Here is a 14,348-nt window from a genome sequence, read left to right as displayed (position 1 = left end):
TTCTTACTAAATACCAAGGCTCTCTTTTATTACAGAATGCAAGGAGTGTTGAGTTGTGATTCCAGCTAGAACGAATCAGGATCTTCAGACAGCAAGAACTTCCAGAAGCCTGCGCACAAAAAATAATGCGATCGGTTGGTCTTTTATAACTATTGCCGCGGCCATGATTTGTTTATTTTATTTTTATCCAATGGTGCAAGCTTTTATCTTGTCCCTTCAATCAGGAACAGGCACTAACCTGACCTTTGTCGGTTTTGATAATTATGTCCGGTTATTTAAGGACCCGACTTTTCTGACAACAGTGAAAAACACGGTTATCTATCTCATTATCCAAGTTCCAGTAATGATACTGCTGGCATTATTTATCTCCGTTCTGTTAAATGATAAGACGTTAAAGTTTAAAGGTGTATTCCGGACGGCTATCTTTTTGCCATGTGTAACTTCATTGGTAGCTTACTCGGTTATTTTTAAATATTTATTCGGTAATGATGGCATTATCAATATGTTCTTATTAAAGGTTTCTATTATCTCCGAGCCCATTCAGTGGCTGACAGATCCTTTTTGGGCCAAAATCGCCATTATTGCAGCAATCACTTGGCGCTGGACTGGCTATAACATGATTTTCTATTTATCTGCATTACAAAATGTCGACCAGTCTATTTATGAAGCAGCTAAAATGGACGGTGCATCTAGCATTCAAACCTTTTTTAAGATTACAATTCCAATGCTGAAGCCGATCATTTTATTTACATCGATTACTTCTACAATTGGCACACTCCAACTGTTTGATGAAGTTATGAATATAACCCAGGGAGGGCCAGGGAACGCCACGATGACGATATCCCAGTACATTTATAATCTCTCCTTTAAATACACCCCAGACTTTGGGTATGCGGCAACGGTTTCTTATGCCATTGTTATTATGATTGTTATTTTCTCTATCATCCAGTTTAAAGTGGCAGGTGACAATAATGATTAAGAAAGTATTTAGTTACAGTTTTTTAACGATTGTTTCAATCGTTTCGATTTTCCCTTTTTTATGGATGATTGTCAGTGCAACGAATAAATCAGTTGATGTTACAAAGGGGCGTCTATTGCCAGGTGGGCATTTTGTTGAAAATTTCAAAAACCTGCTTGAAACAGTAGAGATCATTCCAGCGTTGATAAATTCCGCGAAAATATCAATCATTACTACTGTTTTATCACTGCTGATTGCATCACTGGCAGGCTATGGCTTTGAAGTTTACAAAAGCAAAGCGAAAGACATGGTTTTTAACATTCTTCTGCTGTCGATGATGATACCGTTTGCAGCGTTAATGGTGCCTTTGTTCAGAATGTTTGGCATGATTTCACAATCTGCGCCATATATAGGTATTGACACGATTGCAGCTGTTATTTTGCCGACAGTTACAACTGCATTTTTAATTTTCTTCTTTCGTCAGAGCACAAAGATGTTTCCAAAAGATATTTTGGAAGCAGGCAGAATTGATGGTTTGACAGAGCTAGGCTGTTTTTTCAGGATTTATGTGCCGACAATGAAAACGACTTATGCAGCAGCAGCCATCATCACGTTTATGGCGAGCTGGAACAGCTATTTATGGCCATTGGTTGTGTTACAGTCTCCAGAAAACCAAACAGTGCCATTATTGATTTCTGTTCTTGGGTCGAGCTATTCTCCCGATTTCGGCGTAATTATGACTGCGATTGTTATCGCGACATTACCAGCAGCATTCATTTTCTTCATCATGCAGAAGCATTTCGTTGCCGGCATGATGGGATCAGTTAAATAGAAGCAAGGGGAGTGTAATCAATGACGAAAATTATTCCAACATTAGATTGGCTTGAAGATGTGAAGGTATTTGCTGTTAACCGTCTTTTGGCTCATTCAGACCATAATTATTATGAAACATTTGAAGAGGCAAATCTTCGAGTGCCGATGAAGCTCAGGCACAGTCTGAACGGAGATTGGAAATTCCAGTATGCAGAAAATCCGCACAGCAGGCCACAACAGTTTTATGAAAAAGATTTTGATTGTGAAGGCTGGGAATACATCACCGTTCCGGGTCATATACAGCTGCAAGGATATGGCACGCCTCAATATGTGAATACGATGTATCCGTGGGACGGCCACAATGATATCCGTCCCCCTGAAATTCCTTCCGATCATAATCCTGTAGGCAGTTATGTCAAATATTTTTCTGTTCCAGAAAATATGAAGGGGCGTGCTGTTAATGTGTCTTTTCAAGGGGTAGAATCAGCTTTCTACGTATGGCTGAATGGGGAATTTGTCGGCTATAGTGAAGACTCCTTCACACCTGCTGAATTTGAGCTCACGCCCTATTTGGCAGAAGGGGAAAACAAGCTTGCAGTTGAAGTGTATCAGCGCAGTACTGGCAGCTGGCTTGAAGATCAAGACTTTTGGAGGTTCTCCGGGATTTTCCGCGATGTCTATCTTTACACAGTGCCTACCACTCACATCACAGATCTTCATGTTCGTCCTGAACTGGATGAAACTTTTACAAAAGGTAAATTAACAGCAACCGTTAAGCTGACAGGAAAACCTGCGTCTAAACTAAGCGCAGAGCTGAGAGACAAAACGGGCAAAACAACAGCTGCAGCAATGGGAGTGGAAGAGGCAAGCAATTGGTCCTTAACAATCAATGTAGACCAGCCGTCCCTTTGGAGCGCAGAAAGTCCATATTTGTATACATTATTCATTAGTGTTTATGACGAATCTGGCAACCTGACAGAAGTGGTGCCACAAAGGCTCGGCTTCAGGCGATTTGAGCTATCAGATAAAATTATGCGCCTCAATGGTGAACGAATTGTGTTTAAAGGTGTGAACCGACATGAATTTAATCCAAGACAAGGCAGAGCAATTTCGAAAGAAGACATGCTGTGGGATATCAAAACATTAAAGCAGCATAACATCAACGCTGTCCGTACTTCTCACTATCCAAACCAAAGCTATTGGTATGAGCTCTGTGACGAATATGGTGTTTACGTTATTGATGAAATGAACTTGGAAACACATGGGTCATGGCAAAAAATGGGGGCTGTTGAGCCGTCGTGGAATATTCCTGGAAATAAACCGGAATGGCAAGATATTGTTATGGACAGAGCCATTTCAATGGTGGAGCGCGATAAAAATCATCCTTCCATCTTAATTTGGTCGTGCGGGAATGAATCCTATGCTGGTGAAGTTATCTTGAACGTTGCCAACTATTTCAGAGAGACAGACCCAAGCAGACTCGTCCATTATGAGGGAGTGTTTCACAACCGTGCTTATAATGATTCAAGTGATATGGAAAGCCGTATGTATGCAAAACCGGCTGTTATTGAAAAATACTTGTCTGAAAATCCAGAGAAGCCATATATAAGCTGTGAATATATGCATGCGATGGGAAATTCACTTGGAGGCATGTACAAATATACAGAGTTAGAACAAAAATATCCTATGTACCAAGGCGGATTCATCTGGGATTATATCGATCAGTCCCTTTATAAAAAAGACCGGTTTGGCAAGGAATACTTAGCATATGGCGGCGATTTTGACGACAGGCCGACAGATTACGGTTTTTGTACAAATGGAATTGTATACGCAAACCGCCAACTGTCACCCAAAATGCAGGAAGTTAAATATCTTTACCAAGATTATAAGCTCTTATTAGACGAAAATGGTGTCACGATAAGAAATGAGAGTCTCTTCACAAATACAGACAGCTATCAATTAGAATATAAGCTGTTTTTGGAAGGAAAGGAACTGTACAGAAAAAGTACTTTGGCAGGAGTTGAACCGCAAAGCTCTCAATATTTCAAGTTCAATCTGCCTGAAAATCTGGATGCAGCTTTAGGTGAATATAGTATTCAAGCATCACTTACACTGAAGGAAAATACCCTTTGGGCAGAAGCAGGCTTTGAGATTGCATTCGGACAGTATGTTTATGAAAAGGGCAGCAAACAATTTAGTCCGCCTGTTGGAGAACTGCGAACTGTCCATGGTGATGTTAATATTGGTGTTCATGGTAAAGATTTTTCTGTGCTATTTTCTAAAGCATCTGGCAGTCTCGTTTCTTTGAGCTATGCTGGCAGAGAAATGATCTCATCACCTCCTGCCCCACTGTTTTGGAGAGCGACAACAGACAATGACCGTGGGTTTTCACAAAGCTATCATTCGGGAATCTGGTATGCGGCAAGTCTTGCGCGTAGGTGTAAGGACATTCAAGTGGAGGAAAGCAACAGTCAAACAAGTGTTGCTTTCACATATGAATTCTCTGTGCATCAAGACATAGAGGTAACAGTCACCTACACCGTTTATTCAGATGGAAGTGTGCATGTGAAGTCAGCGTATAAAGGAGCTGACAGTCTGCCTCAGCTGCCGATTTTTGCGCTTACGTTTAAGCTTCCAGCAGATTACAGAAAGCTAGATTGGTATGCTCTCGGACCAGAAGAGAACTATTCTGACAGGAACATGGGCGCAAAACTATGCCATTTTCAGCAAGAGGTGGAAGAGAGTCTATCAGGGTATGTTATGCCGCAAGAATCAGGAAATCGAACAGGTGTCAGACATGTATCTGCCACATCAAAAAATGGCCGTGGTATTTTAATATCTTCTGTAAATACACCACTTGAATGTAATATCTCGCCATATACTGCCTTTGAGCTTGAGAATGCGCAGCATGTTTATGAGCTGCCGCCTATCCATTATACAGTTGTGACTGTGGCGGGCAGGCAGATGGGCGTTGGCGGTGATGACAGCTGGGGTGCGCCGGTTCATGAGGAGCATTTAATTCATGCTAATGAAACGATAGAATTTGAATTCCTCATCCAGAGAAAGTAAATTAGTTAGAGCGGTTCCGCTTAAAAATTTTGTTACAATAGCCTTATTATCCTTAATGTTGGATGATAAGGCTTTATTTTGCTAAAATTATGAAGGTGATAATTTTTGCAAAATTCAAATGATACTTCCTGATTTCAATCAAACAGATTTTGCAGTTATAATAGTCACTATATATTTTAGTTATTGAAATAATTAACAAAGGATGTTAAACGTGATAAAACAAAACGATGATACAGTTCGAAATTTAATGGAGGAGATGTTTCATATTCAAGTTAAGTCCAATAACTTTATGCGGCTGCTAACCTTTGATGAGGACTTATCTGAAAATCTCGTGCTCCTCATGCTTCGTTTGAAACTGTTTGGATTTCTGAAAATCACGCAAATAGCAGAGGTTTTCCTACTGACACCAGGTGCTGCTACTAATATGTGTGATAAGCTGGAAAGAATGGGCTATGCGGAAAGAATTCGCTTGCAGGATGACAGGCGTATTGTCCGTGTTGCTTTAACGAAAAAAGGGGAAGACAGAGTCAACGCCATCTTTTCAAAATTTACAGATGAACAGCTCCTGAGTATTACCAACACACTGGCAGAGATTAATAAGCTCTTTAAACATATTGAGGATATAACTTAAACAGGTCGCAACGATCTGTTTTTTTCTTTGAATTAAATGGATATTTTATCGAATTTAGAATATATTATAATTATTAAATATTTTAGTTATTAAAATATTAAGGGTGGGGGGAGGATATACTATGTCCATAAAGAGACTTATTTTAGGAGGGGTATTAATAATGGCATTATTTTCAATAGCAGGAATTATGTCTACGAAATTTGAACAACGCATCAGTTTAAAAAAATCTAGTCATCTAATTCTACAATCAGATTTTTCCGATCTTAAAGTAGTTACCGACAAGCCGGATTTATCCCTTGAATTAAACGGAAAAAAATCATTGCTGTCTACACCGTCTGTTCAAGTAAAGGAGGAAGGTGATAAAGCCTATATATCTATAAATATATTAAATAAAGGCTGGAAGAAATACTTGCCTGGTCGAAAAATGAGAGCGAAGTTAACACTAAATATCCCTTCTGGAATGATAGATACATTAGAAATAACTAATCAGAACGGAAAGACAGAAATCGGTCAAATTACGGATTTAAGGCTACTTTCCATAAATTCCGAAGTAGGAAGTATTCAGTTAAGTAGTTTTCAAGGAGGAAAGCTTGCCATTAAATCAAACAATGGCAGTGTCTCTTTAGGGAAAGTAAGTGCCCAAGTGAATATTGATAACAAAGTAGGCGGAATAAAAAGTCTTGAGCTGCTGCGTGTTCAAGGAGAAAATTATCTAAAAGTCTCTAATGGCAATGTTCATATACAGCTCCCGAAAGAACTTTATACAACTAATACAGCCATACATGCCATCACTAAAAACGGAGCGATAACAGCAAATAACTCCCTTTTAACTGTGAAAAAAATTGGGCCGGGCAAAGAGTTGGTGAAAGAAGCCTTCAGTGCTAAAGACAAATTGACCATATCCGTTTCTGTCGGCAATATCAACATAAAATAATGGTCAGTGATTCCGAAATATAACCATTCCAATACCCATTGGCACAATCATTAACAATCCGATAGTCAGTGTAGGGAAGGGAAGCTTTTCAGCAAAAATCGTACCCATTTCCCCTAAAAATCCTGCAGCAACAAAGGGAATTGCAGACCTTGTTTTATCTGCACCTTCCTTAGCATAAAACCAAGCATCCCAGACTGCATAAACATAAAATCCAGGATAAAAGAGCAGAACGTCAAATGAGGCTGTTTCTACTGCTTGCTGATGGTAACCGTTAAAATCAAGTGCGATAGCTTCATTAATTCTGCCAAGCATATTATCGAAATGCTCAAAAATAATAAAAATTACGCCCTTTAACAGCTCACGATTATAAATTTGGCCAAATCCTGGCATGATCATGGAAATCAATGCAGCAATAATTCTCATATAAATACCTCTTAAAGTTAACTTAATGTCAGTTTCTCCTGTTACTGCTTAAGATATACAAAATATGTAAAATGAATTATCACCTTCTCTACAAGGATAAAAATATGAAAATTCAGGCAGCACCGTATATAATAGGATATAGAAACGAAAACATTTTTTATAGAGAGGAAGGAATGTCAATGGAGTACCGTCTTGAAAGAGATACAATCGGAGAAATTAAAGTGCCGGCAGAAAGTTACTGGGGAGCACAAACACAGCGAAGCAAAGAGAATTTTCCAATTGGAACAGAAAGAATGCCGATGGAGATTATTCACGCCTTTGCTATTTTAAAGAAAAGCGCTGCTATTGTAAACCAAGAACTAGGCTTATTAGCAAAAGAAAAAGCGGAAGCGATTGGCTACGGTGCTGACCAAATCTTAAATGGCAGTCTTGAAGAGCATTTTCCCCTTGTGGTTTGGCAAACGGGAAGCGGCACACAGTCCAACATGAATGTTAACGAAGTGATTGCTTTTGCAGGCAACAAATGGCTTGCTGAAAAAGGATTAGACATCAGGCTGCATCCGAATGATGATGTAAACAAATCGCAAAGCTCAAATGATACATATCCGACAGCACTTCATGTGGCTGCAGTTGTTCAGCTGGAAGATACGGTCTTGCCGGCGATAGCCAAACTAAAAGAGACTTTTAAGGAAAAAGCAGCTGCGTTTTCTGAAATTGTTAAAATTGGGCGAACTCATTTACAAGATGCGACCCCATTGACATTAGGGCAGGAAATCAGCGGCTGGCACCGCATGCTTGAAAAGTCCGAAAGCATGATAGCAGCGAGTTTGCCGTACTTGCGTGAGCTGGCAATTGGCGGCACAGCAGTCGGTACAGGCTTAAATGCCCATCCAGAGTTTTCTGAAAGAGTTTCCGAAAAAATCTCCTTATTCACAAACAAAGAGTTTTTATCTGCAAAAAATAAGTTTCATGCACTGACAAGCCATGATGAGATAACATTCGCACATGGAGCGTTAAAAGGATTGGCTGCAGACATGATGAAAATAGCGAATGATGTGCGCTGGCTTGCGAGTGGGCCTCGTTGCGGCATTGGAGAAATCATGATTCCAGAAAATGAACCAGGCAGCTCTATTATGCCAGGAAAAGTGAATCCAACCCAAAGTGAAGCCGTGACAATGGTAGCTGTTCAAGTTATGGGAAATGATGCTGCAATCGGCTTTGCGGCAAGTCAGGGGAATTTTGAACTGAACGTCTTTAAGCCAGTCATTGCCTATAACTTCCTTCAGTCCGCCCGCTTGCTTAGTGACAGCATTATTTCCTTTAATGATCGTTGTGCGGTTGGAATTGAGCCAAACCTAGAGAAAATCGACAGAAATTTAAATGAGTCCTTAATGCTTGTAACAGCCTTAAATCCGCATATCGGCTATGAAAATGCGGCAAAAATAGCGAAAAAAGCATACGCGGATAACTCCACTTTAAAGCAGGCAGCATTAGAACTAGAATTATTAACAGAAGAAGAGTTTGATAGCTATATCCAACCGAAAGAAATGACATATCCGAAATAAGCAATCTTTTTATAACTGCACCTTTTAATAAAAGAGGTGCAGTTTTTAGTGCATTAAAAAGATAATATTTGTTAACTAAAAGAAAAAATAGTAGTATAGTCGTATGACAAAAGTAGTGTATAATAAATCTTCATAGATTAATAAATGAAATATAGGAACATGCTAAAACTTCAGGAGGTCATATCATTGCCTTTTCATCACATCTTAGACCATTTTCATACACAATATATGATCGTAATTCCTATCCTGTCTATCATAAGCTGTGCTTTAGGGCTGTGGATCAGCAAGAAAGTAAGGAAGAACGAAAATGAGAAAAATAGAAATGGAATTCTTATTTTTGGTTCATTGCTCTTAGGCTTTACTTTTTGGATAACCCTTTATCTCATTATGCAAATGGTGCCATTACCATATTCGCCTAGTAATTATCTGCTCTATTTAATCAGCATCTATTTGTTTTGTTTTATCGGTTCCTTAGTAATTCTGGCATTGGCACAAACCAAGGAAGTGAAGGAAAGCCAATATTTTTGGGGGAGTTTATTTTTAGCAGTATGTATTCTCGCCGCTGATACGATTGGTTTTGCCCTGATGTTTAAAAATCATCTCCATTTCAATATCATCCTGTATATTACTACTTCTTTGCTAACAATAGGATCTGCTTTTTCTGTGTTCCGGTTTGTGATTTTGATAACCACTGATGATGTCTTTCAAGCAACATCAAAAAGGCTGGAATATATCGGAATTGTCCTTGCAGGTGTGTCTCTTGCAAATATCCCCTATATTGTATTAGTTTCTATTTTGAAATTTAATTTAGGCTATATGTATAGTGATTACGAGATTTTTATTCCGTTCACCTTAACAATCGCAGCGAATTTATTATTAATGCTGCTGCCATATTTTTTAGGAGATACTATTTTAAATAAAAAGGCAAACTTTTATACATCCCTGTTTGAGCATAACCCCGTTGCCGTTATTGGCATCGATTTAGCTGGAGTAATCAATAGTGTGAATTCTGAAGGAATTAAACTACTAGAATATGAGGAAGAGGAATTGGTTGGAAAGAGCATTTCTGAAATCTTCATGAAGGTGGATAAGGAGAAGATTAAACACTATCTATTAGGTCATTTTAAAGGGAAGGTTCATAAATTTGAGACAGAAATAGTTTTAAAGAATAATACTCGAAAAGATGTTTTTGTTACGGCAGTCCGGATTATCACAAAGGAAAAGTTCATCGGCACCTTTGTACTGGTTGAGGATATTACCGAAAAGAAAAAATCAGAAGAGCAAATAAAACATCTAGCCTTTCATGATGATCTTACACAGCTTTCAAATAGACGGCTTGCAAAGATTACGATGAATCAATATGTGGAAAACAACACTCCGTTTACATTAATGCTCCTCGATTTTGACCGCTTTAAAAGCATTAATGATACTCTGGGGCATTCATTCGGGGATAGTCTGCTGCAAAGAATAGCAAAACGGCTTAATAATTTAGTAGAAGAGAACGGCAAAGTGGCAAGATTTGGCGGAGATGAATTTTTGATTATCATTCCAGATGGCAGTAGTGACAAGGATATGTATAAATCAATTGCTAAATCTATTAATCATGTTTTTAGACAGCCAATCCTTATAGACGGTTATGAGATTATTTTGACAGCAAGTGTTGGCATCAGCAGATTCCCCGAGCATACAACAGATGTGGATGACCTTGTAAAGTACGCAGATATCGCGATGTACCAGATGAAAGAAGCAGGGGCTAATGGGTTCAAGGAATTTAACAAGGAAATGTCCTTACATGCAGACCATAAAGTCGGTTTAGAGAGTGATTTGCAAAAAGCCATGGATTATCAGGAGCTGTCCGTTTACTATCAGCCTAAGTATCATATAAAAAGCGGCAAGATTATTGGAGCTGAAGCTTTACTTAGATGGAAACATAATAAAAAAGGCTTTATACCGCCCAATGAATTTATTCCGCTGGCAGAAGAAAGCGGTCTAATCGTAAAGTTGGAAAAATATGTGTTTGCTCAAGTGTGCAAGCATATTCATAGATGGGCAACATCAAGGAAAACATTCGGCAGGATTTCTATTAATATTTCAATTGTCACATTATTAAGAGAGGACTTCGTCTCATTTATTGCGGGACTCTTGCAAAAGTACAAAATAGACGGCAGCATTATTGAATTGGAAATAACCGAAAGAATTGTCATGAAGAATGAGCTTGTTGTCAATGAGACATTAAAGAAAATAAGTGAGCTGGGCATCAGCATCAGCATGGATGATTTTGGTACAGGCTATAGTTCGTTGTCCTATCTTCATAAGCTTCAGGTCGATTGCATAAAAATAGATAAGTCTTTTATTGATCAAATAGAAGGCAATATTGAAGTAGTTTCTGCCATAATCTCTATGGCACATAATCTTAAGCTGGAAATTATCGCAGAAGGTGTTGAAACTGAAGCACAAGTACAAAAGCTTATACAGCTTGGCTGTGAGCAGGCTCAAGGTTTTTATTTCTCCAAACCAATCACAATGGAAAGCTTTGAGGCCATCCTTTAAGTGTATCTTCAGCTGAAGGTGCATTTTTTTTATTGATTTCCTATAGTAGATATTTACAATTCACTTTTGCTCTCTGTTACTATTAAAAGGGAAGCAATAAAAAAAGAGGGTGTAATCATGATACAAACAGAATTAGACATTAAAGAGTGGATTCATGACGATGAATGGATGATGGACATTTTACGAACGGTCCGTAAGCTCAACTTGCCTGATTGGTGGATTTGTGCAGGGTTTGTCCGAACAAAAATCTGGGATAAAATCCATGGTTTTTCACATAGAACACCTCTTGCTGATATTGATGTGATTTATTTTGACTCAACCGAAATATCAGAAGAGAAGGAAAAGCAGCTAGAGAAAAAATTAGAACAATACAATCCGAATCTGCCATGGTCTGTAAAAAATCAAGCTCGCATGCATGTTTTAAATAACTTCCCGCCATATGAATCTTCTGCTGATGGGATAGCACATTTTCCTGAAACGGCTACAGCGCTTGGAGTAAAGCTTCATAAAGATGACAGCATCGTTCTTTGTGCTCCATGGGGGATAAAAGATGCTGTTTTCCTTGAGGTTAAACCAACCCCGCCCTTTAAGGCAAACAACAGACATATTTACGAGGCAAGAATAAAGCAAAAAAAATGGCATTCTGTATGGGATAAACTGCGTATCACAGAATAAAGAAAAAACGGTTTTAGGATGTATGTTTCCTAAAGCCGTTTTCTTTGAAAAATTACAGCAGCTTTGTCATAAACATGCTGTTCTCATCATGTTTATAATCTGCAAATGGACCACAATAAGTAAATCCTAATGTTTCATATAGCTTTCTTGCAGGCAAAAAAGCATCCATTGAGCCTGTTTCAAGGCTTAAGCGTTCATAGCCGCGGAATTGTGCGGCTTCTAAAATATGTAACATAATTTGTTTAGCAACACCTTTTCGCAAGTGGGCAGGAGCAGTCTTTACCGATTTTACCTCTGCATGATTTTTATCCAATTCCTTTAATGCGCCGCATCCTAACAGCGCACCATCCTCCCAGGCGCTCCAAAACGTTATTTCCGGCTTGCGTAATCCCTCTAAATCAAGGGCGTGGATGCTTTCAGGCGGTGAATGAAGTGTCATGCTATGAAGGTGATCCTCTAATAAGCCTGCAATTTCAGGTCCTTGTAAATCATCAACTTTAATGATCAATGTATGTGTTCTCCTCTCTTTAAACTAATTGAAATGACAATCTAATAGTATTATCCTACCATAAGGTTATTTGAATAGCATTATTATTTAGAATATTACTATTTTAGTCAGTTTGAAAGAGAAATAGACTCACTTCACAGCTAAATGGTGATGATTTGCAAATATATGTTGAACATTTAAGCATGAAGGTTATTGTTAATTTCTGGATCTTCACTGTTGTTTTTATCTTTCATTCTGCTGAACAGATTGGCAAGAAGCGAACCAGACAAGTTATGCCAAACGCTGAAAATGGCGCTAGGAACTGCTGCCAGCGGTGAAAAATGAGCTGTAGCAATCGCAACTCCCAATCCTGAATTTTGCATGCCTACTTCCATTGCCACAGCCTTTTGCTTGGCCAAGTCCATACCACAAAGACGTGCAAAGAAAAAGCCGATGATAAAGCCAAGGACGTTATGAAGGATAACGACTCCAAAAATAATCAGCCCAGTTTCAGCCAATCTTTCAGCACTGCCAGCAACAACGGCAGACACAATTAAAACAATCGCAATTACCGAAACAAGCGGCATCGCTTTAGCACCAGCTTTAGCCTGCTTTCCAAAAAAGCGTTTAACGATAAAACCAAGAACTAATGGAATGATGACAACTTGTACAATTGAAAGAAACAAGGAACCTACACTGATATGTATCCATTTACTTGCAAACAGCAAAATCAGCAATGGTGTCACAATTGGTGCTAATATCGTCGAAACGGATGCAATGGCAACTGCAAGGGCAACATTTCCTCTCGCCAAAAATACCATAACATTAGATGCTGTACCGCTTGGGCAGCAGCCTACTAAAATGACGCCAACAGCAATTTCACTTGGCAAGTCCAACCCAACTGCGAGCAAAAATGCAAGCAACGGCATAATGATGAAATGACCAATTACTCCAAGAGCAACATCCTTAGGACGTGTGAATACTTCTTTAAAATCGGATAATTCTAAAGTAAGCCCCATGCCGAACATAACAATCCCTAATAAAGGAACAATATAGCTGCCAATCCAAACGAAATGATTGGGCATAATGTAGGCAACAGCGGCAAAAATTAACACCCATAATGTAAATGTTTTTCCGGCAAAGCTGCTGATTTTCTCGATGACTCCCATAACGAAACCTCCAAAGTATGATAATTCAGATTTTTGTAATAAAAACACTAACTATATTAGATTAAATATTAAGAAAAATCAATGTTTGACTATTTAAATAAATCTGCTTACATTTTGAAGGCAAAGAATTAAATTATTGTAGAAAATGTGGGAGTGGGTAAGTTGTTAGGAGGAGAATGGGAAATATGTCTATTTTTCTACATTTGTTTGTGAAGTATTGCTTTTCTAACTATACTTGCTATAAATAAAATAGACTCTATTTCCCCTCGTAAACTATATTTCAACAATCACAGGAAATAATAATCCTGTTCTCGTTGCGATACGTTTCAGCTGCATTCTCAGCACAGGACTTTTTTGAATGATAATAATCATTCTTTCTACGCCGAATTCTTTATATAAACGAAATGAGTTTTCCATGTATGGAATCATCTCTTGGGTTAGAACATCCATGTTTTTACAATCGATGATTAATCTGTACTCTTTGACAGGCACTCCTATCATTTTATTTTTGTAATCAGTGACAAACTCGAAAACTTTAGAGGGATCAAAGGTACCTTCTATTAACATATCAATCGTTTTGGAGAAGTGATTCACCTTAATGTCAAAACATCCTTTTTTTTCCATAAGATTATATCTCCTTAAATAGTACTTCTGTATGAATTTTTTGTAATTATAGCATAGAGATAAGTAAAATAGGATAAATTTCTGTTTCTGCATGTGGTTTTTCTTCATAAGGACAGGGAATAGTGAAATAAATGGATATTAATGAGAAAGCAGGTGGGAACATGAATGTGATTTCCTACGCTTACAGAAAAAAAGGCAGCATGGAATTTAAATATGATAAATTTGCTCATTCCAAAGTAATACTATACCCAATTAAAAACTATTATTTTATTAAATTTATAAAATGGAATGCATCAGACCCATATGTTACAACAAAAGATCTCGAAGAAATGGAAATACTTGCAAATGAGGAAATGGGAACACTGGAATTTTATCTGCAGCGCAAAGGACGAACACTGGCGAAATGAAGCTTTTGCCAGTGTTTTTTATTATAAGCTAAAAAAGGAGTTT

At 38.2% G+C, this 14,348-nt stretch carries 13 protein-coding genes; 9 read left to right on the top strand and 4 right to left on the bottom strand.

Annotated elements, in window-relative coordinates; all coding sequences use genetic code 11:
• Positions 1-109 precede the first annotated feature (109 nt).
• The 5 genes from L8T27_RS11280 to L8T27_RS11260 all read left to right on the top strand — a co-directional run bounded on the left by L8T27_RS11280 (position 110) and on the right by L8T27_RS11260 (position 6,405).
• The gene (locus tag L8T27_RS11280) at positions 110-979 is read left to right on the top strand and encodes a carbohydrate ABC transporter permease (protein ID WP_245399982.1); all 870 of its coding nucleotides are present in this window, start codon (positions 110-112) and stop codon (positions 977-979) included.
• Complete coding sequence (locus L8T27_RS11275; protein ID WP_233313589.1) at positions 972-1,790, top strand: carbohydrate ABC transporter permease; 819 nt, start codon at positions 972-974, stop codon at positions 1,788-1,790. Before L8T27_RS11280 ends, L8T27_RS11275 begins: the two co-directional genes overlap by 8 nt.
• Before the next feature lie 20 nt (positions 1,791-1,810).
• The gene (gene lacZ / locus L8T27_RS11270) at positions 1,811-4,840 is read left to right on the top strand and encodes a beta-galactosidase, LacZ type (RefSeq protein ID WP_237941565.1); all 3,030 of its coding nucleotides are present in this window, start codon (positions 1,811-1,813) and stop codon (positions 4,838-4,840) included.
• 211 nt (positions 4,841-5,051) lie between these two features.
• Positions 5,052-5,471 carry a MarR family winged helix-turn-helix transcriptional regulator gene (locus L8T27_RS11265; protein WP_233313591.1) on the top strand — a complete coding sequence of 140 codons (420 nt, stop codon included), beginning with the start codon at positions 5,052-5,054 and terminating at the stop codon, positions 5,469-5,471.
• 160 nt (positions 5,472-5,631) lie between these two features.
• Positions 5,632-6,405 (top strand): DUF4097 family beta strand repeat-containing protein, encoded by a 774-nt coding sequence (locus L8T27_RS11260; RefSeq protein ID WP_237941564.1) that lies wholly within the window; start codon positions 5,632-5,634, stop codon positions 6,403-6,405.
• Between the two features lie 3 nt (positions 6,406-6,408).
• Here the strand turns inward: L8T27_RS11260 and L8T27_RS11255 are convergent, their stop codons facing one another.
• Positions 6,409-6,828 (bottom strand): hypothetical protein, encoded by a 420-nt coding sequence (locus L8T27_RS11255; RefSeq protein WP_233313593.1) that lies wholly within the window; start codon positions 6,826-6,828, stop codon positions 6,409-6,411.
• Between the two features lie 179 nt (positions 6,829-7,007).
• Between L8T27_RS11255 and fumC the strand changes: the two genes are divergently transcribed.
• The 3 genes from fumC to L8T27_RS11240 all read left to right on the top strand — a co-directional run bounded on the left by fumC (position 7,008) and on the right by L8T27_RS11240 (position 11,618).
• The gene (fumC, locus tag L8T27_RS11250) at positions 7,008-8,393 is read left to right on the top strand and encodes a class II fumarate hydratase (RefSeq protein WP_233314738.1); all 1,386 of its coding nucleotides are present in this window, start codon (positions 7,008-7,010) and stop codon (positions 8,391-8,393) included.
• 186 nt (positions 8,394-8,579) lie between these two features.
• Entirely contained in the window at positions 8,580-10,943 is a 2,364-nt protein-coding gene (locus L8T27_RS11245; protein WP_237941563.1) for a sensor domain-containing protein, read from the top strand.
• Positions 10,944-11,060: 117 nt separating this feature from the next.
• Positions 11,061-11,618, top strand: coding sequence for a nucleotidyltransferase family protein (locus tag L8T27_RS11240; RefSeq protein ID WP_233313595.1), 558 nt, complete (start codon positions 11,061-11,063; stop codon positions 11,616-11,618).
• A gap of 52 nt (positions 11,619-11,670) precedes the next feature.
• Here the strand turns inward: L8T27_RS11240 and L8T27_RS11235 are convergent, their stop codons facing one another.
• The 3 genes from L8T27_RS11235 to L8T27_RS11225 form a co-directional block, all read right to left on the bottom strand.
• A complete protein-coding gene (locus tag L8T27_RS11235; RefSeq protein ID WP_233313596.1) occupies positions 11,671-12,126 on the bottom strand; it encodes a GNAT family N-acetyltransferase in 456 nt (151 codons plus the stop codon).
• A 176-nt stretch (positions 12,127-12,302) separates the two neighbouring features.
• Entirely contained in the window at positions 12,303-13,274 is a 972-nt protein-coding gene (locus L8T27_RS11230; RefSeq protein WP_233313597.1) for a bile acid:sodium symporter family protein, read from the bottom strand.
• A 273-nt stretch (positions 13,275-13,547) separates the two neighbouring features.
• Positions 13,548-13,898 carry a hypothetical protein gene (locus tag L8T27_RS11225; RefSeq protein WP_233313598.1) on the bottom strand — a complete coding sequence of 117 codons (351 nt, stop codon included), beginning with the start codon at positions 13,896-13,898 and terminating at the stop codon, positions 13,548-13,550.
• A 161-nt stretch (positions 13,899-14,059) separates the two neighbouring features.
• Here L8T27_RS11225 and L8T27_RS11220 point away from each other — a divergent pair, with 161 nt between their 5' ends.
• Entirely contained in the window at positions 14,060-14,305 is a 246-nt protein-coding gene (locus tag L8T27_RS11220; RefSeq protein ID WP_237942303.1) for a hypothetical protein, read from the top strand.
• Positions 14,306-14,348: the final 43 nt, after the last annotated feature.

Source organism: Niallia sp. Man26 (assembly GCF_022049065.2).
GTDB lineage: Bacteria > Bacillota > Bacilli > Bacillales > Cytobacillaceae > Niallia.
The sequence above is the reverse complement of the archived record's forward strand: the minus strand, read 5'-3'. Positions and strand labels throughout refer to the sequence as shown.

Bases quoted from the DNA above. Each gene is read 5' to 3' on its own strand.
- fumC (WP_233314738.1), top strand. From the start codon at position 7,008: ATGGAGTACCGTCTTGAAAGAGATACAATCGGAGAAATTAAAGTGCCG.
- L8T27_RS11275 (WP_233313589.1), top strand. From the start codon at position 972: ATGATTAAGAAAGTATTTAGTTACAGTTTTTTAACGATTGTTTCAATC.
- L8T27_RS11255 (WP_233313593.1), bottom strand. From the start codon at position 6,828: ATGAGAATTATTGCTGCATTGATTTCCATGATCATGCCAGGATTTGGC.
- L8T27_RS11240 (WP_233313595.1), top strand. From the start codon at position 11,061: ATGATACAAACAGAATTAGACATTAAAGAGTGGATTCATGACGATGAA.
- L8T27_RS11230 (WP_233313597.1), bottom strand. From the start codon at position 13,274: ATGGGAGTCATCGAGAAAATCAGCAGCTTTGCCGGAAAAACATTTACA.
- lacZ (WP_237941565.1), top strand. From the start codon at position 1,811: ATGACGAAAATTATTCCAACATTAGATTGGCTTGAAGATGTGAAGGTA.
- L8T27_RS11260 (WP_237941564.1), top strand. From the start codon at position 5,632: ATGGCATTATTTTCAATAGCAGGAATTATGTCTACGAAATTTGAACAA.
- L8T27_RS11225 (WP_233313598.1), bottom strand. From the start codon at position 13,898: ATGGAAAAAAAAGGATGTTTTGACATTAAGGTGAATCACTTCTCCAAA.
- L8T27_RS11220 (WP_237942303.1), top strand. From the start codon at position 14,060: ATGAATGTGATTTCCTACGCTTACAGAAAAAAAGGCAGCATGGAATTT.